Raw genomic sequence first — 24217 nt, 5'->3', positions numbered from 1 at the left:
GAGGACTAAAAATGACAAAAGCAATTTCAACTGAACAAATAAAAAAATATCGTACAGACTTACAACAACGGCCTAGCACAGCTGTTATTCGCCGTGCAGTGACTAAAAATGGAATTTATGCGAGTGCACAAGATTCACAAACAATAATCGATAACACTCCAATTTTTTCGATTGACTTAGATACTGGAAAGGTCGCTAATCAAAAACAATCTGGTCGTTGTTGGATGTTTGCAGCGCTTAATACGATGCGTCATGAAGTTAAAGATTTATTTCAATTACCAGATGGGTTTGAACTTTCACAAAATTATACATTTTTCTGGGACAAGTTTGAAAAAGCTAATTATTTTTACGAAAATATTATTAAAACTGCTGACAAAGCATTATCTTCACGGAAAGTGAATTTTCTTCTACAAACACCACAACAAGATGGTGGACAATGGGATATGATTGTGGCACTTATTCAAAAGTATGGAGTGGTACCACAAAGTGTTTACCCTGAAGCTCAAGCATCCTCAGCATCTCGTGAATTAAATATTACCCTCAATTTAAAGTTACGTAAGGACGCCGTTGTACTACGTAAATTAGTTAATGCAGGTGCTAATACTAGTGAAATCGAAGCTACTAAAGTAGAGATGCTACAAGAAATTTATCGCTTCTTAAGCTTAACTTTAGGTGAACCTCCTGTAAAATTTGATTTTGAATATCGTGATGATAATAAAGAATATCACTTAGATCAAAATTTAACCCCACAAAGTTTCTATGACAAATACATTGGCTGGGATTTAGATGAATATGTATCAATCATTAATGCGCCAACGGAAGATAAGCCATTTAACCATACTTATTCAGTTGAAATGTTGGGGAATGTCGTAGGAGGTCGTGAAGTTAAGCATTTGAATGTTGAAATCCAGACCTTTAAGGAATTGGCAATAAAACAACTTGAAGCTGGTCAATCAGTTTGGTTTGGAGTTGATATGGGGCCACAAACTGAACGTGAAAATGGTTTAATGGCTACAGGAGTACATCGCGAAGATGAATTGTTTGATATCGATCTCTCAATGACTAAAGCAGAAAGATTAGATTACGGTCAAAGTTTAATGACGCATGCAATGGTCTTAACTGGAGTTGATTTAGTTGATGGAAAACCAACTAAATGGAAGGTTGAAAACTCATGGGGTGATAAAATTGGGAACAAAGGTTATTTCACGATGTCTGATGACTGGATGAGTGAATATTGTTACCAAGTGGTAATAAAAAAAGAATTTCTACCTGCTAAGTTACTAAAAGCATATAATGAAAAACCAACGGAATTACAACCATGGGATCCAATGGGAGCCTTAGCATAACCTTACAATTAATGTAAAAGTCTATACGTAATAAAAAGCAAATGTCTGAAATAAAGGCATGTGCTTTTTAGTTTGTAAAGATATATTTACAAAACGTTACAATATCGATACTTTAAAGTGTGGAATAAGTTTACATTATTACGATATATTTAATTATGTAATCAAGTGCGACAAACTTAAGCCTACTGCTATATCAGTAATTATTCGTTCGTAACTTATCATTAAGTTAATTAGTCCTACTTGCTTACTAAAGTATGCTATCAATTATATTTTGCACAATGGTGCTAAAGGAGTATGAATATTATGAAGAAAATCGTCACATTGGGTGCCACAGTAGCAGTAGCAGCATTTATGTTAGCTGCATGTGGTAACACCGGTTCAAAGGACTCAGCTAAATCAGGTGCAAACTCAAGCGAAGTTAGCGGCAAAGTACTTGCTGTTGGTTCTACTGCACTTCAACCATTGGCTGAACAAGCTGGTGCACAATTCCAAAATGACAATCCAAAAGCTTCTGTTGAAGTTCAAGGTGGTGGTTCAGGTGCTGGCCTTTCACAAGTTGCAGCAGGATCTGTCCAAATTGGTGATTCTGATATTTTTGCTGAACAAGGTAAGAGTATTGATGCAAGTAAATTAGTTGATCACAAAGTTGCTGTAGTTGGTATGGCACCAGTAGTTAACAAAGATACTAAAGTTAATAACTTATCACAAAAACAATTGATTGATATTTTTACTGGTAAGGTTACAAACTGGAAGCAAGTTGGTGGGGCTGACGAAAAAATCGTTCTTGTTAACCGTGCTGCTGGTTCAGGTACTCGTGTAACTTTTGAACAATTTGGTTTAAAAGGTGCCAAGCCTAAAGCATCTCAAGAACAAGATGCCAATGGTACAGTGCAAAAGATTGTATCTACTACACCAGGTGCAATTTCATACTTAGCCTTTTCATATCTTACAGGTGCTAACTTGCAAGCTGTATCAATTGATAATGTTAAGCCAACTGATGCCAATGTAACAACAAATGCTTGGAAAATCTGGGGTTACGAACACATGTACACTAAGGGTGAAGCTAAAGGAGCTACTGCAGCTTTCTTGAAGTACATGGTTTCACCAGCTATCCAAAATGGTCTTGTGAAGAAGCTTGGTTACTTACCAATTTCAGACATGAAAGTTACTCGTGATGCATCAGGTGCAATCAAGTAATAGTTAATTATTAAAATAGAATATATTAAAAATCCCAGGAAAGATAAACTTTTCCTGGGATTTTTAGTATGTTAACAATATCGCTCAACTTTTATTAACAGTTCATTTTTAACTACGGATATAATCAATTTCTTGGAAACTTTCTTCGCCTAGCTCAAACGTAACTTTACCACTTAATAATTCAGTAATATTATTTTCGAAATTAACGCAATCATCGATTTGGATTGGTAATGTTACTTGAACATCAGCACCATATTCAATAGTTGGTGTTGGATAATTATGTTGTTGTAGCCAGTGATTAAGAGTATCAAGTTGATTATATTGAATTGTGAGTGTGATGGTTCGCATTAATAAGCGTTCAATCAAACCGACAGCTTCAATAGCATTAGCCGCACTACCAGCATAAGCACGAATTAAACCACCAGCCCCAAGTTTAATACCACCAAAGTAACGCGTGACGATAACACAAACATCATGGATTTCATTTCGCTTAAGTACCTCTAAAATTGGTACTCCAGCAGTACCACTGGGCTCACCATCATCACTAGCACGTTGAATTTGATCTTGGGAACCTAGTATAAAGGCATAGCAGTTGTGGTTTGCCTTGTTATGAAGTTTCTTGTTAGCAGCAATGAAGTCTAAAGCATCTGACTCGGATGTAATTCGTTTGAGACTAGCGATAAAACGAGATTTTTTAATAACCGTTTCATCGATAAAATCTGACTTAATAGTTAAATATTCCGGCATATTAACCTTCCTTGTTGTTTCATTTGATTTAAAATTACGTACATTATTTACTGTATCTATTCTAACAAGGGACAGAGGGGTAAGTAAAATGCAGATAAGTAGTTTTTATGGGCGGCTAATAATTAAGCACAATATTGATGTGACCGCTTATCCAGCATTAGAAATGATGCCAGCAATTAAAGATAATGTTTGTCAACGCTGTTTTAATACACTAGACCAACAATGGCAATTACCAAATGGTATTCGATATTGTGGATTATGCTTAAAATTTGGCCGAATTACAACTGCTGATACGTTAGTAACTATTCCAGAGCCCAATATGTTTCCAAGCTTCTCAAACTGGCAATGGGGTGGTGTACTAACTAGGTCACAACAAAGAGTAGTTAATGAAATAAAAAAACATACCCATAATCATTTAGTGTGGGCAGTGACTGGTGCAGGAAAAACGGAGATATTATTTCCTATAATTGCTCAAGCCTTAATAAGCAACCAGCGTATTTGTATTGCTGCACCAAGAATTGATGTCATCTTAGAATTAGTACCCAGAATTACAGTAGTTTTTCCGACTATTCCAATAGCTGTTTTATATGGTCAAAATAAAGAACCTTATCGATATACGCAATTGGTAATTTGTACAACCCATCAATTATTACATTTTCGAGCTGCTTTTGACTTGTTGATAATTGACGAGGTTGATTCTTTTCCTTTTGCAGGTAATCAATTATTAAAAAATGCACCACAAACAGCTTTAAAATTAACAGGGCGTTTAATTGTAATGACTGCAACTCCGACTAGAAAACATTTAATGACGTTTAAGCAGCGAAGTTATTTACCGGCACGTTTCCATGGCTATCCATTGCCTAAGATTGAAACAAAGGTAGTAAATAAATGGCGCATATTAATAAAAAACAGGCAATTGCCAATCTGTTTAAAAAGCTATTTTGAGCAAAATAATCAGGGCTACCAATGCTTAGTATTTGTTCCAACTATTCATGATGTAACCACAGTAACAGCTGCCATTCATCAGCAATTTCCTGATGTTAAGCTTGAAGGGGTATTTGCGCAAGATCCTGAAAGAATGAATAAAGTTCAATTAATGCGTAATCGCGAAATTCAATATTTAGTTACTACAACCATCTTAGAACGAGGAGTAACGCTACCAGATATTGATGTCATTATTTTAGGAGCTGATCACCACAATTTTAATAGTCGGACTTTAATTCAAATTGCCGGACGAGTCGGACGAAAAACTTCACGTCCAACGGGGATGGTCTTAGCGATTATGAGTACGCCTAGTTGGCAAGTTCTAGTAGCTCAAATGACAATAAAGTGGTTGAATTATCAAGCAACCAAAGGTGATAAAGATGATTTGTAAACTCTGTAGCAACTTTATAACAAAAGAATTAACTTTAGTTGAAGTTATAAGCTTTAAAGCACTAAAAAGGCCTCTATTGTGAACCGATTGTATCAGTAAATTTTCTTATATTGGTGATACGTTTTGTCCACAATGCAGTCGCTATCAGGAGCATAATCAACAATGTAATGATTGTCTTTGGTGGTCAAATAACAACCGCTCAATTACTAATCGAGCTTTATTTCGTTATGATAAAACTATGAAAATGTATATGCAAGCTTACAAGTACCAATATGATTTTGAACTAGCACAAGTTTTTAAAGCACAATTTACAAGCTTTTTAAAAGAAGCAGGTGATGTTATCTACGTACCAATTCCTGTAAAAAGTACCCAGCGAGGATTTAATCAGGTAACAGCATTAATGGAGTCAAATTTGATAACAATAGTTGATGCATTAGCAGTTAATGAAATTGCTTTTGACCAGAAACAAGCTCAAAGGAATCGTTATCAGCGAGTCACTAGTCAACAACCATTCTACTTAAATCAAGCTCTAATTTACGAACTTAAAAATAAAAAAATAGTGATTGTTGATGATATTTATACTACCGGGACAACTATACGTCAGGCTGCTGATTTATTAGCACCATTTACCGTCCATAAAATAGCTAGTTATACTTTATGTCGATAAAGTGAATTCGTTTACATTTAATGCAAAAATGGTTTATAATTACAATTAAGGTAAGCAAATGCAATATATTTGCTAACACCAAAATCTTGAAAGGCTAATCTTTCAAGTCGAAGGGGGATTTTTATTATGTTAAAAATTGATGTACGTGGTGTAAACATTGAAGTTACAGATGCTATCCGTGAATATGTTGAAAAACGTTTAGAAAAATTAAACCGTCTATTAGACAATACAACGGATTCTTTAGCACATGTGAAGGTGGGCGTTTACCCAGAAAAGGCTGCTAAAGTTGAAGTAACGATTCCACTTCCATACTTAACTTTACGTGCTGAAGATACCCGAGACGATTTATATGCCGCTATTGATTTAGTAGTTGATAAATTGGAACGTCAAATCCGTAAGCATAAGACCAAGGTTAATCGTAAGTCACGCGAAAAGGGGTACAAAGGAGTTGACTTTACTGGTGAAATTGTCGATGCGGAAGTTGAATCAGAAGATAATTTAGAAATTGTCCGCAATAAACATATTTCATTAAAACCAATGGATTCAGAAGAAGCTGTTCTTCAAATGGAATTACTTGGGCATGAATTTTTTATTTTTGAAGATGAAGATCAACGAGTAAATGTTGTTTACCGTCGCGCGGATGGACGTTATGGCTTGATTGAAGCTGAGCGTAATTAGTTAAATAATAATGTTTATTTTAAGCAGTCACCTTATTAATTAAGATGGCTGCTTTTTTACGCTACCATTCTGGTTATTTTATAGTAAAGAAAGTATTATAATACACATAAAAATTGGTTTTTTATGGTGAGTTCTTTAATCATTGAATAATTTCTGATAATATATAGGTTGGAGTATTTTAACTAAGTATCAATATTTAAAAATGAAAATCGAATTGAAAAGAAGGATTTAGATTTATGGCTAACTTTTTACGCACATGGATTGAAAGCGATACCCGTGATTTAAAACGACTCGGCAAAATTGCTGATAAAGTTGAAAGTTACGCTGATGCCATGGCGGCATTAAGCGATGAAGAATTAAAAGCTAAAACAACTGAATATAAAGAACGATACAAAAAAGGTGAATCTTTAGATAAATTATTACCCGAAGCATTTGCGACAATTCGGGAAGCAGATAAACGTGTCCTTGGTTTATTCCCATTCCGAGTTCAAATTATGGGATCAACGGTGTTACATGAAGGTAATATTGCCGAAATGCGGACTGGTGAAGGTAAAACATTAACAGCAACCATGGCAGTTTATTTAAATGCAATTTCAGGTGATGGGGTACACGTGGTGACGGTTAATGAATACTTGTCAGCTCGTGATGCCGCTGAAATGGGTGAAGTTTACAATTGGCTGGGCTTAACAGTTGGTGTTAATGCTTCAGATATGAGTCCAGAAGAAAAACGTGTTGCCTACCAAGCTGATATTACGTACTCAACTAACTCAGAATTAGGTTTTGATTACTTACGTGACAATATGGTGACTGATCCAGAAGAACGTTCGCAACGGCCATTAAACTTTGCAATTGTCGATGAAGTTGACTCAATTTTAATTGATGAAGCTCGGACACCGTTGATTATTTCAGGACCATCGTCAGGTACCACAGCACTATACCAACGCGCAGATCGCTTTGTCAAAACGTTGACAGTTAAAGAAGACTACAAAGTTGATTTAGAATCTAAAACAATTACTTTAACGGATGCGGGAATTAAGAAGGCAGAAGATTTCTTTAACTTAGACAATTTATATGATGCTGAAAATACCGCATTAACTCACCATTTGGATCAAAGTTTACGAGCTAACTACATCATGTTAAAAGATAAAGATTATGTGGTTTCTGATGATGAAGTTATGATTGTTGATAGTTTTACTGGTCGGATTATGGATGGCCGCCGTTTCTCAGATGGGTTACACCAAGCGATTGAAGCCAAGGAACATGTTGAAATTCAAGATGAAAACAAAACGATGGCTAATATTACTTATCAAAACTTCTTCCGGATGTACAAAAAATTGTCAGGGATGACAGGGACTGCTCAAACTGAGCGTGAAGAATTCCGTGAAATTTATAATATGGAAGTTATTTCTATCCCTACAAACCGACCAATTGCACGGGTTGATGAACCAGATTTACTTTACCCATCATTAAAGAACAAGTTTGATGCTGTTGTTGAATTAGTAAAAGAATTACACAGTAAAGGGCAACCAATCTTAATTGGGACGGTAGCTGTGGAAACTTCAGAATACTTGGCGCATTTACTTGATAATGAAAATATTCCACATAATGTGTTGAATGCTAAAAACCACGCTAAAGAAGCTGAAATTATTGCAAATGCAGGTCAACGTGGGGCTGTAACGATTGCTACTAATATGGCTGGCCGTGGAACTGATATTAAGTTGGGACCTGGTGTATCTGAACTTGGTGGTTTAGCAGTTATTGGAACTGAACGACATGAATCACGACGGATTGATAACCAATTACGGGGGCGTTCAGGACGTCAAGGAGATAAGGGATATTCACAATTTTTCCTCTCACTTGAAGATGATTTAATGCAACGCTTTGGTGGTGAAAAGATTCGTGCAATTATGGAACGCATGAATCTTGAAGATGATGAAGCGGTGATTAAAAATCGCTTAATCACACGTTCAGTTGAATCAGCTCAAAAACGAGTTGAAGGTAATAACTATGATTCACGTAAAAATGTCTTGCAATATGACGATGTTATGCGAGAACAACGTGAGGTTATATACCGTGAACGTAATCAAATTATTGATGAAAAAGAAGATTTAAAAAACGTGTTATTACCAATGGTTAAGCGCACTATTAAACGAGTCGTTGATGCCCACACATTTGGTAAAGAATCTGAATGGAATTTAGATGCAATTGTTGATTTTGCTACATCGGTCATTGTTCCTGAAGAATCAGTTACTTTGAATGATTTAGGTGGTAAGAGTAAGGAACAATTAGTTGATTTTCTATACCAAAAAGCCCTTGTTATTTACGATGAAAAAGCTAAGTTGCTTTACGAACCATCACAAATGCTTGAATTTGAACGTGTGGTTATTTTACGAGTTGTAGATAGTCATTGGACAGACCATATTGATGCAATGGATCAATTGCGTCAAGGAATCGGACTTCGTGGATATGGACAATTAAATCCACTTGTCGAGTATCAATCAGAAGGTTTCCGGATGTTTGAGGAAATGATTGCAGATATTGAATATGACGTGACGCGTTTGTTCATGAAAGCTGAAATTCGTCAAAACTTAACAATGTAATTAATACGGAAATCGCATGATTCGATTTATGAATCATGCGATTTTTATATAAAAATTGAGAAATATCCTAATAAAAGGAGGAGATTTATTAATGGAATTAGGTGAAGCAAGAAAAAAATTAGAAAGTATGCAACTAGAGGTTACTAAATTTGGTGGTTCGCTTGATTTGGATGCATTAGATGGTCAAATTGCCGAAAATGAATATGAAATGAGCCAAAGCGAATTTTGGAACGATAATCAAGCGGCACAAAAGATTATTGATGAAACTAATCAATTAAAAAAGCGCCGTGACGAATATATGGTTTTGAGTGATAGTGTTGATAATATTGCAACGACCATCGAATTATTAGTAGAAATGCCAGATGATGATTTACAAGCTGAATTGGATACTGAAATTACTACATTAGAGGAACGACTTAAGAGTTATCGTTTGGCACAACTATTAAACGAACCTTACGATGCTAATGATGCAATTTTGGAAATTCATCCAGGATCAGGGGGAACCGAATCAGCTGATTGGGGTCAAAATTTATTCCGAATGTACACTCGTTGGGCAGAACAGCATGATTTTAAGGTCGAAGTTATGGATTACCAACCTGATGATGTTGCTGGGGTATCCTCTGTAACTTTAGCCATTAAAGGGTATAATGCATACGGTTATCTACGTTCTGAAAAAGGGGTTCACCGCTTTGTACGTATATCACCATTTGATTCTGCTGGGCGTCGGCATACATCATTTGTATCAATTGATGTTATGCCTGAGATTGATGATAGTGTCGAAGTTGATATTAGTTGGGATGATATTAAAATGGACGTTTTTCGGGCTTCAGGTGCTGGTGGACAACATATTAATAAAACTAGTTCTGCCGTACGATTGACACATATTCCAACTGGGATTGTGGTTGCTTCCCAAGCCCAACGTTCACAATTTCAAAATAAAGATACAGCCTTAGCAATGCTAAAATCAAAACTTTATCAATTGGAAATGGAAAAAAAGGAACAAGAACGGGCTGCAATTGCGGGGGAACAAATGGAAAATGGCTGGGGTTCTCAAATCCGTTCATATGTATTCCATCCATATAGCATGGTTAAAGATCATCGAACAAATTTTGAAACAAGTAATCCACAAGCGGTGATGGACGGCAATATTGATCCATTTATTATGGCTTACTTACAATGGAAATTGAGTTTACAAAATCCAGAATAAACTTATGTTTACAAAACATTTACAAAAGCGATACGTCAGTTGATGTATCGCTTTTTTGTTAGTTTGGTATACTTATAGTAAATATGTATCTGTGAGGATTTAAAAATGCGAAAAGTTTTGGTGGTCGATGATGAACCGGCAATTGCAACATTGCTCGAATATAATTTAAAGCAAGCAAATTACGATGTGCAAGTTGTAAACGATGGTTTGCAAGCCTTTGAAGCCGGGCGTACAAATCAATATGATGTTATTTTATTAGATTTGATGTTACCTGGAATGGATGGGATTGATGTCACTAAAAAATTGCGGCAAGAAAAAGTTAAGACACCTATCATTATTATTACGGCTAAAGGTGATGAATTTGATAAAGTCTTAGGACTAGAAATTGGCGCCGATGATTATATTACAAAACCATTTAGTCCACGTGAAGTATTAGCACGAATTAAAGCAGTTATGCGGCGATATGAAGAAATGACGATGCTAAATGATAATGAGGAACACGGTGCAATATTACGTTTTTCTGGTGTACAAATTGATAAAAATCGAAAAACAGTAACAATTGAAGGTAATGATATTAACTTAACGCCAAAGGAATTTGAGCTATTATTATTTTTAGTTGAACGTAAAAATCGCGTACTTAGTCGAGAAGAAATTCTAAGTGGTGTATGGGGCTATGATTATGCTGGTGAGACACGAATGGTAGATATTCATATATCACACCTTCGTGAAAAGTTAGAAGTTGATGTAAAGAATCCCCAAATTTTAAAAACTGTTCGTGGTTTTGGCTATCAATTTGTAGTTAAGAAGGATTAATCAATGCAAAAGCAAGTATGGCAACGAATAACTTTAATTAGTGTGGTCTTGCTAAGCATTAATATTAGCATTGCATTGATTTTAGTCCGAGTTTTGGACACGATGCTAAAATTAAATTTTGCTTGGACCGCAATTATTGCAAGTACTATTTTAACTAGTGTTCAAATTGGCATGTATGCCATGATTGTTATGCAACGTCAATCATATCTGAACATCATGACAGAGAAGCTAGAAGCTATTGCAGCTGAAAAAAATCCTAGTCATATATTATTGGATAAGGGCGATCCATACTATGACGTGATTAATGCAATCAATAACGTTCAGTCATTTGAAAGTAACAAAGTATATTGGTTACGGCGCCGTGAAGGTGAATTGACAACTTTAATTCAACATCTACCAGTTGGGGTATTAGTCGTTAATCATCATCGTAAAATAAAAATAATGAATGCGGCTGCTAATAATTTATTAGGTGTTAATTTAATTATTGGCGAACCATTATATAGCATCATTACGAATCACTACGCATTAACGGTATTACTTGAAAAAATAATGGATACACACGAAGAACAACGCAAAGCAATTCAAATTGAAACTGATGAAGGGATTAAACATCTAGAAGTAACGATGGTTTATCATGAAACTTCGCAAACTCATTTTCAAATTGTAATTATTCTTTATGATTTAACAGAAGTTGTTCAACTTGAACAAATGCAAGTTGATTTTGTTTCAAATGCTTCGCATGAGTTAAAGACGCCTGTTACAGCTATTAATGGTTTTGCAGAAACTTTACTAGCTGGTGCTAAAGATGATCCGGCTACTTTAAATCAATTCTTAATGATTATTAATAACGAAAGTAAACGCTTGATTGATTTAGTTGAAGATGTATTATCAATTTCACGTTTTTCTACTGCTGATGTTGGTGATGAACAAGACGATGTTCAAATAGCGATAAAGACCTGGTTAGATAATGAAATTGCAAGTATGTCACGAATTGCAGCCAATAAAAATGTTGAAGTTATTGATGCTACACCGGTAAGCTTTAATGTTACTACCAAAGAAAATTACTTAACACAAATCGTTAAGAATTTGGTTAGCAATGCTATCAAATACAATAAAGATGGGGGTGCAGTAGTAATTACTGCTCAACCTATCAAAACAGGTTGGCAACTAGAGATTAAAGACAATGGTATTGGAATTCCAAGTACACAACTTCCACGAGTATTCGAACGCTTTTATCGTGGTGATGCTTCACGAACGCAACAGATTGCTAGTGGGACAGGTTTAGGCTTAGCAATTGTTAAAGAGCTTGTTACTAAATTAAACGGTGAAATTAGCATGAAAAGTCAAGTTGGAGTAGGAACAACTGTTACAATCATTTTTAATAACGTATAAGTATAAATAAAAGCTAAGCACTTAATAAATTAAAAGCCAAGTCAAAAGATTGATTAGGCTTTTTTTAGTTGATTTAAAGAACATTTACAAAATATTTACATTACCACTACAGTGGATTTACGTTATTTACGTATACTAACCTAGTAGATAAGTTTGGATATACGCAGATTATACAAGTAAGAATTTAAATAATGAGTGTGTGATACTTTGTGATTTTAATTTGTTACTAGAAAAATATTGTGTATTTAATGTAAGTTTGTAAATATAAATTTTATTGTCTACCTAGTATGTAGGTACTTTTGATACATAGCTGTCCATAAGAGCACTATGTACTTAAGTGGGTTAATTAGAAGGAGAGTGCTCATGGATCAAATCCGTGAAAGTTTATTAAAGACATCAATTGGAACTAAACGTGAACGTTTTGGTAGGTCAATTACAATGGCGGCATTAATTTTAATTGCAGTTGTAGTTATTTCAATTTTTTATTTTATTGCTTCAAAGGGATTGTCAACATTCTTTGTTGATAAGATTAATATCTGGGACTTCTTAAGTGGTAAAACATGGAATCCTGGTACGACTGATGCTCATGGAAAGCCAGAAGTTGGGGCACTACCAATGATTGTTGGATCATTCTTAATTACAGTGCTCTCGGCAATTATTGCAACACCATTTGCAATTGGTACTGCAGTATTTATGACTGAAATTTCACCAAAAAATGGTGCCCGTATTTTACAACCAGTTATCGAATTATTGGTAGGGATTCCTTCAGTTGTTTATGGTTTTATTGGGTTAACGGTTATTGTACCGCTACAACGACATATTTTTGGTGGCTCAGGATTTGGGGTACTAGCTGGAACGATTGTCTTATTTGTCATGATATTACCAACGGTTACTTCAATGACCGTTGATACTTTACGTTCAGTACCACAATATTACCGTGAATCTGCCCTCGCTATTGGGGCAACTCGTTGGCAAGCAATTTACAAAGTTATTTTACGTGCAGCAACACCAGGAATTTTAACGGCAATTGTATTTGGGATGGCACGTGCTTTTGGTGAAGCCCTTGCTGTGCAAATGGTGGTTGGTAATGCACCAATCTTACCAACTAATTTAACTAGTCCAGCTGCGACATTAACTTCTATTTTAACGCAAGGTATTGGAAATGCCGTCATGGGTTCAATGCAAAACGATGTTCTTTGGACATTAGCATTAATCTTGTTGCTCATGTCATTAGTATTTAATATTATTATTCGGGTCATTGGTAAGAAGGGAGAATTGAAATAATGAATGCAAAATTAACTAATAAGATTGCTACAGCAGTTTTGTATTTAATTGCCGGATTGGTGATTCTTCTTTTAGCTGGGTTACTTGGCTTTATCCTATTTAATGGTGTACCACACCTAAGTTGGCATTTCTTAACAAGTCCTTCATTGGCCTTTCAAGCCGGCGGGGGGATTGAGTTTCAATTGTTTAACTCAATTTATCTCTTATTTATTACTATGATTATTTCTTTCCCTATTGCTTTAGGGGCTGGAATTTACTTAAACGAATACGCTAAGCAAAATATTTTTACAACTATTATTCGTACTGCAATTGAAATTTTAAGTTCATTGCCATCAGTAGTTGTTGGTTTATTCGGTTTTTTATTAGTTGTTGTTAAATTGCAATTAGGTTTTTCAATCCTTTCAGGAGCGATTGCCTTAACAATTTTTAATTTGCCTTTATTAACACGCTCAGTTGAAGGTTCGCTTAAGTCAATTCCTGATTTACAACGTGAAGCGGGGGCTGCCTTAGGCCTTTCAAAATGGGAAACAGTTATTCATGTTATTTTCCCAGCAGCATTGCCAAGTATTGTGACAGGGGTTGTATTATCTGCTGGGCGAGTATTTGGTGAAGCGGCGGCTTTGATTTACACAGCCGGTCAATCTGCACCAGCCCTTGATTTTACAGATTGGAATCCATTTAATGCAGCTAGTCCATTGAACTTAATGCGACCAGCAGAAACATTAGCTGTCCACATTTGGAAAATTAACTCTGAAGGAATTCAACCTGATGCCGCTCAAGTTTCAGCAGGTGCATCAGCAGTTTTAATTATTGCTGTCCTAATCTTTAACATCTCAGCTCGTTGGATTGGAAAGGCACTCTACAAGCGTTTGACCTCAGCTCGTTAGACCGTGGGAATCTGAAAGGAATTAAAAGTATGTTAGAAAATGAAGCATTAAATACTGATAATGCACCATTACGAAATATTTATCGCTTTGGTGAAAACGCAGAAATTGCGTTATCAACCCATGATCTCCATGTTTTTTATGGTGATAACGAGGCATTATCAGAAGGTGATTTAGAATTTGAGCGCTACAAGATTACATCATTAATTGGCGCGTCAGGTTCAGGTAAATCAACATTCTTGCGTTCGCTTAATCGAATGAATGATAATGTTGCAACGGTTAAAGGCCAAATTATGTACCGCGGGATTGATATTAATTCTAAAGAAGTTGATGTTTATGAAATGCGTCGTCATATTGGGATGGTATTTCAACGACCTAATCCATTTGCCAAGTCGATTAAAGACAACATTACTTTTGCATTGAAGCAACGAGGAATGCGTGACAAAAATAAACTTGAAGAAATTGTTGAAACATCACTTAAACAAGCTGCCCTTTGGGATCAAGTTAAAGATGATTTAGGTAAGAGTGCATTGGCTTTGTCAGGTGGGCAACAACAACGATTAGTGATTGCTCGTGCAATTGCAATGAAACCAGATATTTTATTGCTCGATGAACCGGCTAGTGCCTTAGACCCAATTTCAACATCACAAATTGAGGATACTTTACTTGAACTTAAGGAAAAGTACACCATCGTTATTGTTACGCATAACATGCAACAAGCAGCCCGAATCTCAGACTATACTGCTTTTTTCCATATGGGAAAAGCAATTGAATATGATGAAACACGTAAGATCTTTACCCGACCAAAGGTTAAATTAACTAATGATTATATTTCAGGTAATTTTGGGTAGGATAGGAGGCCACAATGGCAGATTCAATTTTAACAACAGAAAATGTGCGCCTTTATTATGGCGATAAAGAAGCTCTCCATGGGTTTGATTTAGATTTCCCTGAAAAGGGGATTACTGCTTTAATTGGACCTTCTGGTTCAGGTAAGTCAACATATATTCGGGCAATTAACCGGATGCACGATCTGACTGAAGGGGTAACAGTTACTGGAAACTTTATGTTTAAAGGTAATAATATTTACGCCCCCACAACTGATACGGTTGAATTGCGTAAGCAAATTGGGATGGTTTTCCAACAACCCAACCCATTTCCATTTTCAATTTATGATAACGTAGCCTTTGGGTTACGGATTGCAGGTAAAACTAAAAAAGTTGAACTTGATGAAATTGTTGAAAAATCTTTAAAGCAAGCTGCCATTTGGGATGAAGTTAAAGATGTGCTTCACAAGAGTGCCTTGTCACTCTCTGGTGGTCAACAACAACGGGTTTCAATTGCCCGCACCTTGGCTGTTTCACCTGATATCTTGTTATTGGATGAACCAACTAGTGCACTTGACCCCGTTTCTTCACATAAAATTGAAGAAACATTGATGAACATTCGTAACGATTACACGATTATTATCGTTACACATAATATGTCTCAAGCATCTCGTATTTCTGATCGTACCGCATTTTTCATGGATGGGAACTTGATTGAAGTGAGTCCAACTACACAATTATTTACTGATCCAAAAGAAAAACAAACACAAGATTATATCACTGGTCGTTTCGGCTAGTTAAGTAGAATAGGAGATTATTATGCGACGCTTATTTGATGAAGAATTAGCAGATTTGGATGCTTCCTTTACTGAAATGGGGATGCTCGTGAGTGAAACCATTGGTAAATCAGTTGTGGCTTTTGTGAACCACGATCGTGAAACAGCATTAGAAATTATCAATTCTGACGAACAAATTAACCAACGTGAAGTAGCAATTGAAAAGAAAACTTTTGAAATGATTGCTTTGTACCAACCAGTAACCATTGATTTACGTGAAATTGTGACGGTCTTAAAAGCGGTATCTGAACTTGAACGAATGGGAGATCATGCCCGGGATGTAGCCGAAGCTACTATTCGGGTTAAAGGTACTAAGCGCTCAGCATCAATTGAGGAAACAATTGCCACAATGGGTGAACAAACTCGCCAAATGGTTAAAGACATTCTTGGTGTATATGTTAATGATGATGCTCAAGGTGCGAGCGTTATCGCAGCTAATAATCTTAGTGTAGGTCAATTATCACACCAAGTTCGTTTAGATGTCATCACCAATATTGAAAAAGATAGTGAACTTGCAACGTCAGGAACGGATTATTTAATTGTAGCGGGGCACTTAAAACGAATCGCAGACTATGTAACTAATATTGCAGAATGGATTGTGTACAAACGTACTGGGAAAATTGTTGATTTAAATCCTGGTAATAGTAGTTCATTTGTTTAGTGAGTATACTAATTATTGATCTCAGTAAGATAAAATTCTTGCTGAGATTTTTTGTTTATCGGTATACTAGCACCATGTAATAGTTGTGTAAAATGATAACTAATTGCTTAAAGCTTTGGTTATCATTTTAGATTTATAGTGTTAAAAAGCCTTTATATAAGATAAAATTAGATAGTAAAGCTATAAAATATTAAGTTTACGAGGTACAGAAAAGTTAATGAAACAAACAAAAAAATTACGACGCTCAAATAATCGCGTTGTGTTTGGAGTTTTGGGCGGTTTTGCTGAATATTTTGGCATTGATGCCAAAATTATGCGATTAGGTTTTCTAATAATCATCGGTTTAATTACTATTTTTAGCCACGCCCATTTTGGAATAGGTACATGGTTATTGATTTACCTACTTGCAACAATTTTAATGCCAGCACCGGTCGGCAGTTGGCTAAATATATTTTCTCAATTAAAAGATGCTAGTCGTGAACAACAAACATCTGGTAATAAAAGAGCAAATACCACTAAACGTGACACATCACGTCAGAAAACGAGTCAACACAAAGCAACGATTATTGTTGATGGCGATATTCTTGACGAACGTAATTCAAAGAAAGAAAAGTAATATATGACATTTTTACAACGAGTAATCATTAACGCAATTAGTTTTGTGGCTTTGGCAGGATTACTGCAAAGTACACAGATTTTTTTCGTTAGTAGTATCTGGGCAGCAATAGGAGCAGCAATTGTTTTAGCATTCCTAAATGCGTTTGTAAAACCGTTATTAGTTGTGATTTCATTACCGATAACGATTATGACATTAGGCCTTTTTAGTATCATCATTAATGCACTGTTACTGCAACTAACTGCTTATCTAGTTGGGACCCATCATTTTCACTTTTCATCATTTGGGGCCACAATATTGATGGCAATTATTATGTCAGTCATTAATGCAGTAATTTCAAATTATTTCAATCGCGCAAATTAGGAGAATATATTACATGGCAGAAGTTGTTAAGGTACAGGATTTAGTTGAAAATACACGTTTGGAAGTTGTAGCAGGATCTGAATATTTAGATCGTGTTATTACAACTGGTGATATCTCACGACCTGGCTTAGAAATGACCGGGTATTTTAGTTATTATGCTCCTAATCGAGTTCAGTTATTAGGAATTACTGAAATTTCATTTTCAAAAAGAATGAGTCATGATGAGTTATTAATGATAGCTCGTAAAATGGCTTCAGAAGAGACTCCTGCTTTTGTGGTTTCGACTGGGTTAAATGTTCCGGATGAATTTATTCAAGCTGCTGAAGAAGCTAAAATTCCAATTTTAGGTACAAAATTAACTTCTTCACGAATTCTAGCAAATATGACTTACTTTTTAGGTGGTAAACTTGCTCAACGGCAATCAGTCCATGGTGTTTTAGTCGATATTTATGGGTTAGGAGTGCTAATCACAGGTGACTCTGGTGTGGGTAAATCAGAAACTGCGTTGGAATTAGTGCGTCGTGGACACCGTTTAGTAGCCGATGACCGTGTTGATATTTATCAACAAGATGAAGAACGTCTTGTGGGTGAAGCACCGGCAATTTTGAATCATTTAATGGAGATTCGTGGAGTCGGAATTATTGATGTCATGAATCTTTATGGGGCGGGTGCGGTCCGTTCACATGCAACAATTTCAATGAATCTACATTTGGAAACTTGGACACCAGAAGCTAAATTTGATCGCTTAGGTAACGCTGGTGATGTGTTAAGTATTTTTGGGGTTGATATTCCACGCTTTGCAGTTCCTGTTAGAACTGGACGTAACTTGGCGATTATTATTGAGGCAGCAGCCATGAATTTCCGTGCTAAATCAATGGGATATGACGCTATGAAAAAATTTGATAACAATTTAAATAAATTAATTGCTGAAAATAGCGAAAACTAAATGAGAGTTGGGGACTAATATTTTGTTTGATTTAATGATGGCTTTAAATCCAATTGCCTTTAAGATTGGAGCTTGGCCAGTACACTGGTATGGTGTAATTATTGCAAGTGCAGTAGTTTTAGCGGTTGTTTTGTCAGTACGTGAAGCTAAGCGACGTAAATTGATTTCAGATGATATTTATGATGTGATTTTAATTGGTATGCCTGTAGCACTTGTAACTGCCCGAATTTATTATGTGATTTTTGAATGGTCATATTACAGCCAACATCCGGCTTTAATTCCGGCTATTTGGGACGGTGGAATCGCTATTTATGGTGGTTTAATTGGTGGCTTACTAGTTGTCTTATTGGTAACTCGGCATAAGTTGATTAACACTTGGTTATACTTAGATATCATTGCTCCAACAGTTATCTTGGCTCAAGGAATTGGGCGTTGGGGTAATTTTATGAATCAAGAAGCATACGGGCGAATTGTATCACATTCCTTTTTGACCAATTTACATGTACCAACTTTTATTGTTAATCAGATGTTTATTGGTGGTCATTATCGAATGCCCACGTACTTATGGGAGTCATTATGGGATGTCATAGGGTTTATTGTGATTATGCTTTTACGCCATCGACCACAACTTTTTAAACAAGGTGAAGTTGTTTTAACCTATATTATTTGGTATTCATTTGGTCGTTTTTGGATTGAAGGCATGCGAACAGATAGTTTGTATTGGGGCCCATTCCGAGTTTCACAAGTGCTATCACTAATCTTATTCTTTGGTGCAATAATACTATGGTATGTTCGTCGCAAACGTAATCCAGAGAATCGTTGGTATTTAGATGGCCATAGTTTGAGTCAAAATGTGTAATAAGTAATTAAGGAGATTGCAAATGACAGAAAAAATAGCAGTTCTCGGCGCAGGTTCTTGGGGAACGGCCTTAGCCAATGTTTTAACAGAAAATGGTCATGATGTTCGATTATGGTCACATAATCCAGCTCAAGTAATCGAAATAAATGAACAACATACTAATCAACGTTACTTAAATGAAGCACAACTTGATGCCAAATTAACAGCTTTTGATGATATGGCACAAGCCGTTGATGGTGTTGATATTGTTTTAAGTGTAGTCCCAACTAAGGCGGTTCGAGAAGTTGCTGGACAGCTTGCCAAAATTTTGATTGTTAATAAGCAAAAAGTCATTGTTGCACATGCAACTAAAGGGATTGAACCAAAGACGTATAAGCGTGTTTCTCAAATGTTAAGTGAGGAAATTCCAACTGAAAATACAGTGGCAATTGCTGTTTTATCAGGTCCCTCACATGCTGAAGATGTAATTAAACATGATTTAACATTAGTAACAGTTGCAAGTTCAAGTATGCCAATTGCAGAACGCGTTCAAAAGGCTTTTTCAAACCATAATTTCCGTGTATACACTAATGATGACGTCATTGGTACTGAAATGGGTAGTGCGCTTAAAAATATTATTGCGATTGGAGCAGGGGCATTAGTAAGCTTGGGCTATGGTGATAATGCTAAAGCAGCATTGTTGACACGTGGGCTAGCTGAAATCTCACGCTTAGGTTTGGCATTTGGAGCTAATCCATTAACTTTTATTGGTTTATCAGGAGTTGGGGATTTAATTGTTACAGGTACATCTAAAAATTCCCGAAACTGGCGAGCTGGTTATCAGTTAGGCTTGGGAAAGTCATTAGCTGAAGTTGAGGATGAAATGGGGATGGTTATTGAAGGTGTTTCAACAACCAAAGCAGCGAAAGAATTAGCTGCACAGCGTCATGTTCAGATGCCAATTACAGATGCAATTTATCAAGTTTTGTATGAAGGCAAAGATATTAAAATGGCAATTTGCGAGTTGATGCAACGAGAAGCAACTTCAGAAATCGATTAAAAGAATACATGTAAGCGCTAAATCGTGCTAGAATATAAGCATAATTAATTATTTAATAAAAATATACAGACTATTTTGGGAGTATGTAAAATGAAAGCAGTTAAAAAAGCAGTTATTCCTGCAGCTGGATTAGGAACACGTTTTTTACCAGCTACCAAGGCATTAGCTAAAGAAATGTTACCAATCGTTGATAAGCCAACCATTCAATTCATTGTTGAAGAAGCTCGGGCAGCCGGTATTGAGGATATTTTGATTGTTGATGGTAAATCAAAGCGTTCTATTGAAGATCACTTTGATTCAAATCCAGAACTTGAAGCAGCACTTGAAGCTGATGGAAAGCTTGAAAAATTACAAATGGTTCAAGAAACAACTGACATTAACTTATACTTCATTCGGCAGTCAAAACCACGTGGACTTGGGGATGCTGTTTTACAAGCAAAAGCATTTGTTGGTGATGAACCATTCGTTGTTTTACTTGGTGATGATATGACGCGTGATGAAGTGCCTTTGACTAAGCAGTTGATTAATCAATATGAAAAAACTGGTGAATCAACTTTAGCTGTAGTTAAGGTGCCACATGAAGAAACTAAAAAATATGGTGTAATTGATCCAATTGAAAAAGTTGGGGATAATTTATATCAAGTTCGACAATTCGTTGAAAAACCTAAGCCAGAGGAAGCACCTTCTGATTTAGCAATTATTGGTCGTTACTTATTAACTCCTGAAATCTTTGAAGAACTTGAAAATACAAAACCTGGTAAAGGTGGCGAAATTCAGTTAACAGATGCTATCGATAGCTTAAATAAGCGTCAACATGTATATGCACATGAGTTTACTGGTCGTCGTTATGATATTGGTTCTAAGATTGGTTTCTTAGAAACATCAATTGAATTTGGACTTGAACACCCAGAAACAAAAGACGAATTGCGTGAATATATCAAAAAAATTGCTAAAGAGCTTTAAGCATCAAGCTTAGTAATTGTAGGGATTAGGGCAGAAATGTTTCTAGTCCCTTTTTGATAAGAAAGTTATTTAGTGACTTACTTACTAAAATATAGTAGAATAGATAAAAATAAATTAAAAGAGGCGATTTAAATGGCAGAAAAGACTTACGACGCAATTGTTATCGGTGCGGGCCCTGGTGGAATGACAGCCGCTTTATATCTTTCACGTTCAAACTCATCAGTATTAATGATTGATCGTGGTGTTTATGGTGGTCAAATGAATAATACGGCAGAGATTGAAAATTATCCTGGATTTGATTCAATCTTAGGTCCGGATTTAGCTGAAAAGATGTACCAAAGTTCAACGCAATTTGGTGCCGAATACGCTTTTGGTACGGTTACAAAAATTGAAGACCATGGGACAACCAAGACGGTTGTAACTGATATGGATACTTATGAAACTAAGAGTGTTATCATCGCAACTGGTGCCCAATATAAGAAATTAGGTGTGGCTGGTGAAGAAGAATTTGGTGGCCGTGGTGTTTCATACTGTGCCGTTTGTGATGGTGCATTCTTCCGTAACAAGCATGTTATTGTTGTCGGTGGTGGTGATTCAGCCGTTGAAGAAGGGACTTATTTAGCTGGCTTAGCTGAAAAGGTTACCATTTTACACCGTCGTGACAAACTACGGGCACAACAAATTTTACAAAATCGCGCATTTGCGAATGAAAAGATTAGCTTTAAGTGGTTTACTGAAGTGCAAGAAATCTTAGGTGATGACAAAAAAGTTACGGGTGTACGAGTTATTGATAACCAAACACAAGAAGTTTCTGAAATTGATGCAGATGGAGTATTTATTTATGTTGGAATAAACCCAATTTCAGCACCATTTCTTGATTTAGGAATTACAAATGAAGAAGGCTGGATTGAAACTAATGATTCAATGGCAACTAAAGTTCCTGGTATTTACGCACTAGGAGATGTTCGTGAAAAAGAACTTCGTCAAGTTACGACAGCGGTTGGTGATGGTGCCATTGCAGGACAAAGTGCATATGGCTATTTACAATCATTAGGTGATTAATTGATAAAATCAGATGGGAATAGTTTTCTATCTGATTTTTTTTGATTAATAAGTTATAATTAATATACAAATTAACGATGCGGAGGCAAATATTGTGAGTTGGAAAGATAACTATGAAGTCTGGCGGGATTACCAAAATTTAGCAACTGATTTACGAAGTGAATTGGATGCTAAAGTACATGATGAAGAAGCATTAGAAGATGCTTTTTATCAACCAATGAGTTTTGGAACAGCAGGGATGCGTGGAGTATTAGGAGCTGGTATTAACCGGATGAATATCTATACTGTCCGTCAAGCAACTGAAGGTTTGGCAAAATTTATGGATACGTTGTCAGCTGCTGAACGTAAACGTGGCGTTGCTATTAGTTTCGATTCACGCCATAACTCAGAATTATTTGCACATGAAGCAGCCCGCGTGTTGGGTGCGCATGGTATTCAGGTTTATGTATTTGAAAGCTTACGGCCAACCCCTGAGTTGTCATTTACAGTTCGACACTTAAATACTTACGCAGGAATTATGATTACAGCATCGCACAATCCTAAAGAATATAATGGTTATAAAATTTATGGTGAAGATGGTGGTCAAATGCCGCCTAAAGAATCTGATTTAATTACAGGTTATATTCGTGATGTAATTGATTTATTCAATATTAAAGCAGCCGATGAGGCAGAATTAATTGCTGCTGGGACTGTCAAAATAATTGGAGAAGATATTGATCAAGCTTACTTACAAGCGATTAAAACCGTTACGATCAATCAAGAATTAATTGACACAGTTGGTAAAGATATGAAGCTTGTCTTTACTCCACTTCATGGAACCGGTCAAATGATTGGTGAGCGAGCACTTAAGAATGCAGGCTTTAATAATTATGTAATCGTACCAGAACAAGCGGTAATAGATGGTGATTTTCCAACAATTACATCACCTAATCCAGAGTCACCTGCTGCCTTTGATTTGGCCATTAAGCTTGGACAAAAAGTTGATGCTGATTTGTTGATGGCTGTAGACCCAGATGCTGATCGTCTAGGTGCGGCAGTTCGATTACCTAATGGAGATTATCAATTATTAACTGGGAATCAAATTGCTGGTGTCTTATTACACTACATTTTAACAGCCAATCAAAATGCTGGGACACTACCATTGAATGCGGCAGCAGTTAAATCAATTGTGTCATCTGAATTTGCGACCGCAATTGCTAAATCATTTAATGTTGAGATGATTAACGTTTTAACAGGATTTAAATATATTGCAGCGCAGATTGAAAATTTTGAAGCAACTGGCACACATACTTTCATGTTTGGATTTGAAGAATCATACGGGTATCTAATCAAACCATTTTCACATGACAAAGATGCCATCCAAACACTAGTTTTATTAGCTGAAGTAGCAGCATATTACAAAGCACAGGGACAAACAATTTATGATGGCATAGTAGGTTTGTTTGAAGAATATGGTTACTTCCGTGAAAAGACTATTTCTGAGACTTTTGCCGGAGTTGATGGTAGTGAGCAAATTAATGCAATCATGACTAAATTCCGCCAACAAGCACCAAAGGAATTTGCAGGTGTTAAGGTTGTACAAATTGAAGATTTCAGTCAGCAAACTTCTCTAGATGTCGAAACACGAAATGTTACACCACTTACGTTACCGACTGCCAACGTTTTAAAATATCATCTTGCCGATGGCACATGGATTGCAGTCCGGCCATCAGGAACTGAACCTAAGATTAAATTCTATATTGGTACGGTGGCTAGTTCGGAAGAACAGTCATTAAAACAATTAGCTGCGTTTGAAACAGCAATTAGTGATTTTATTGCATAATAATTAAAAATAGTTATGCTACATCCCCAGGAT

The 24217-nt window shown here is 36.0% G+C and carries 23 protein-coding genes; 22 read left to right on the top strand and 1 reads right to left on the bottom strand.

Going from position 1 to position 24217, the window contains the following annotated elements; all coding sequences use genetic code 11:
* Positions 1-11: 11 nt before the first annotated feature.
* Together HF964_RS06290 and HF964_RS06285 are read left to right on the top strand one after the other, a co-directional pair.
* Positions 12-1346, top strand: a complete 1335-nt coding sequence (locus tag HF964_RS06290) for a C1 family peptidase (RefSeq protein WP_168722204.1) — start codon at positions 12-14, stop codon at positions 1344-1346.
* Between the two features lie 303 nt (positions 1347-1649).
* Complete coding sequence (locus HF964_RS06285; RefSeq protein WP_168722203.1) at positions 1650-2543, top strand: phosphate ABC transporter substrate-binding protein; 894 nt, start codon at positions 1650-1652, stop codon at positions 2541-2543.
* Between the two features lie 108 nt (positions 2544-2651).
* Here HF964_RS06285 and HF964_RS06280 read toward each other — a convergent pair whose 3' ends face one another.
* Positions 2652-3290 (bottom strand): YigZ family protein, encoded by a 639-nt coding sequence (locus tag HF964_RS06280; protein WP_168722202.1) that lies wholly within the window; start codon positions 3288-3290, stop codon positions 2652-2654.
* Positions 3291-3378: 88 nt separating this feature from the next.
* On the opposite strand from HF964_RS06280, the gene HF964_RS06275 reads away from it, so the two are divergent.
* The 20 genes from HF964_RS06275 (at position 3379) to HF964_RS06180 (ending at position 24184) form a co-directional block, all read left to right on the top strand.
* Positions 3379-4665 carry a DEAD/DEAH box helicase gene (locus HF964_RS06275; protein WP_168722201.1) on the top strand — a complete coding sequence of 429 codons (1287 nt, stop codon included), beginning with the start codon at positions 3379-3381 and terminating at the stop codon, positions 4663-4665.
* 238 nt (positions 4666-4903) lie between these two features.
* Positions 4904-5332 (top strand): ComF family protein, encoded by a 429-nt coding sequence (locus HF964_RS06270; protein ID WP_168722200.1) that lies wholly within the window; start codon positions 4904-4906, stop codon positions 5330-5332.
* A 126-nt stretch (positions 5333-5458) separates the two neighbouring features.
* The gene (gene hpf / locus HF964_RS06265) at positions 5459-6010 is read left to right on the top strand and encodes a ribosome hibernation-promoting factor, HPF/YfiA family (RefSeq protein ID WP_168722199.1); all 552 of its coding nucleotides are present in this window, start codon (positions 5459-5461) and stop codon (positions 6008-6010) included.
* Between the two features lie 236 nt (positions 6011-6246).
* Positions 6247-8610, top strand: a complete 2364-nt coding sequence (secA, locus tag HF964_RS06260; RefSeq protein ID WP_168722198.1) for a preprotein translocase subunit SecA — start codon at positions 6247-6249, stop codon at positions 8608-8610.
* 91 nt (positions 8611-8701) lie between these two features.
* Positions 8702-9817 (top strand): peptide chain release factor 2, encoded by a 1116-nt coding sequence (gene prfB, locus HF964_RS06255; protein WP_168722197.1) that lies wholly within the window; start codon positions 8702-8704, stop codon positions 9815-9817.
* Between the two features lie 105 nt (positions 9818-9922).
* A complete protein-coding gene (locus HF964_RS06250) occupies positions 9923-10630 on the top strand; it encodes a response regulator transcription factor (protein ID WP_168722196.1) in 708 nt (235 codons plus the stop codon).
* A 3-nt stretch (positions 10631-10633) separates the two neighbouring features.
* The gene (locus HF964_RS06245) at positions 10634-12022 is read left to right on the top strand and encodes a sensor histidine kinase (protein WP_168722195.1); all 1389 of its coding nucleotides are present in this window, start codon (positions 10634-10636) and stop codon (positions 12020-12022) included.
* 363 nt (positions 12023-12385) lie between these two features.
* Entirely contained in the window at positions 12386-13306 is a 921-nt protein-coding gene (gene pstC / locus HF964_RS06240) for a phosphate ABC transporter permease subunit PstC (RefSeq protein ID WP_168722194.1), read from the top strand.
* Positions 13306-14193, top strand: coding sequence for a phosphate ABC transporter permease PstA (pstA, locus tag HF964_RS06235; RefSeq protein WP_168722193.1), 888 nt, complete (start codon positions 13306-13308; stop codon positions 14191-14193). Before pstC ends, pstA begins: the two co-directional genes overlap by 1 nt.
* Before the next feature lie 29 nt (positions 14194-14222).
* Positions 14223-15041 (top strand): phosphate ABC transporter ATP-binding protein PstB, encoded by an 819-nt coding sequence (pstB, locus tag HF964_RS06230; RefSeq protein WP_168722192.1) that lies wholly within the window; start codon positions 14223-14225, stop codon positions 15039-15041.
* Between the two features lie 14 nt (positions 15042-15055).
* Positions 15056-15814 (top strand): phosphate ABC transporter ATP-binding protein PstB, encoded by a 759-nt coding sequence (gene pstB / locus HF964_RS06225; protein WP_168722191.1) that lies wholly within the window; start codon positions 15056-15058, stop codon positions 15812-15814.
* Positions 15815-15836: 22 nt separating this feature from the next.
* The gene (gene phoU / locus HF964_RS06220) at positions 15837-16514 is read left to right on the top strand and encodes a phosphate signaling complex protein PhoU (protein ID WP_168722190.1); all 678 of its coding nucleotides are present in this window, start codon (positions 15837-15839) and stop codon (positions 16512-16514) included.
* Positions 16515-16731: 217 nt separating this feature from the next.
* Positions 16732-17130, top strand: coding sequence for a PspC domain-containing protein (locus HF964_RS06215; protein WP_168722189.1), 399 nt, complete (start codon positions 16732-16734; stop codon positions 17128-17130).
* Between the two features lie 3 nt (positions 17131-17133).
* Positions 17134-17493, top strand: a complete 360-nt coding sequence (locus HF964_RS06210) for a phage holin family protein (protein ID WP_168722188.1) — start codon at positions 17134-17136, stop codon at positions 17491-17493.
* A gap of 13 nt (positions 17494-17506) precedes the next feature.
* Complete coding sequence (hprK, locus tag HF964_RS06205) at positions 17507-18439, top strand: HPr(Ser) kinase/phosphatase (RefSeq protein ID WP_168722187.1); 933 nt, start codon at positions 17507-17509, stop codon at positions 18437-18439.
* A 22-nt stretch (positions 18440-18461) separates the two neighbouring features.
* Positions 18462-19298, top strand: coding sequence for a prolipoprotein diacylglyceryl transferase (lgt, locus tag HF964_RS06200; RefSeq protein ID WP_210727001.1), 837 nt, complete (start codon positions 18462-18464; stop codon positions 19296-19298).
* Positions 19299-19320: 22 nt separating this feature from the next.
* Complete coding sequence (locus tag HF964_RS06195) at positions 19321-20337, top strand: NAD(P)H-dependent glycerol-3-phosphate dehydrogenase (protein WP_168722186.1); 1017 nt, start codon at positions 19321-19323, stop codon at positions 20335-20337.
* 90 nt (positions 20338-20427) lie between these two features.
* The gene (gene galU, locus HF964_RS06190; protein WP_168722185.1) at positions 20428-21300 is read left to right on the top strand and encodes a UTP--glucose-1-phosphate uridylyltransferase GalU; all 873 of its coding nucleotides are present in this window, start codon (positions 20428-20430) and stop codon (positions 21298-21300) included.
* A gap of 132 nt (positions 21301-21432) precedes the next feature.
* On the top strand, positions 21433-22362 hold the full coding sequence (gene trxB / locus HF964_RS06185) for a thioredoxin-disulfide reductase (RefSeq protein WP_168722184.1): 930 nt from the start codon (positions 21433-21435) through the stop codon (positions 22360-22362).
* Positions 22363-22456: 94 nt separating this feature from the next.
* Positions 22457-24184 (top strand): phosphohexomutase domain-containing protein, encoded by a 1728-nt coding sequence (locus HF964_RS06180; protein ID WP_168722183.1) that lies wholly within the window; start codon positions 22457-22459, stop codon positions 24182-24184.
* Positions 24185-24217: the final 33 nt, after the last annotated feature.

It is taken from the genome of Periweissella fabalis, assembly GCF_012396505.1.
GTDB classification, from domain to species: domain Bacteria; phylum Bacillota; class Bacilli; order Lactobacillales; family Lactobacillaceae; genus Periweissella; species Periweissella fabalis.
This window is presented reverse-complemented; position numbering and strand designations above follow the sequence as displayed.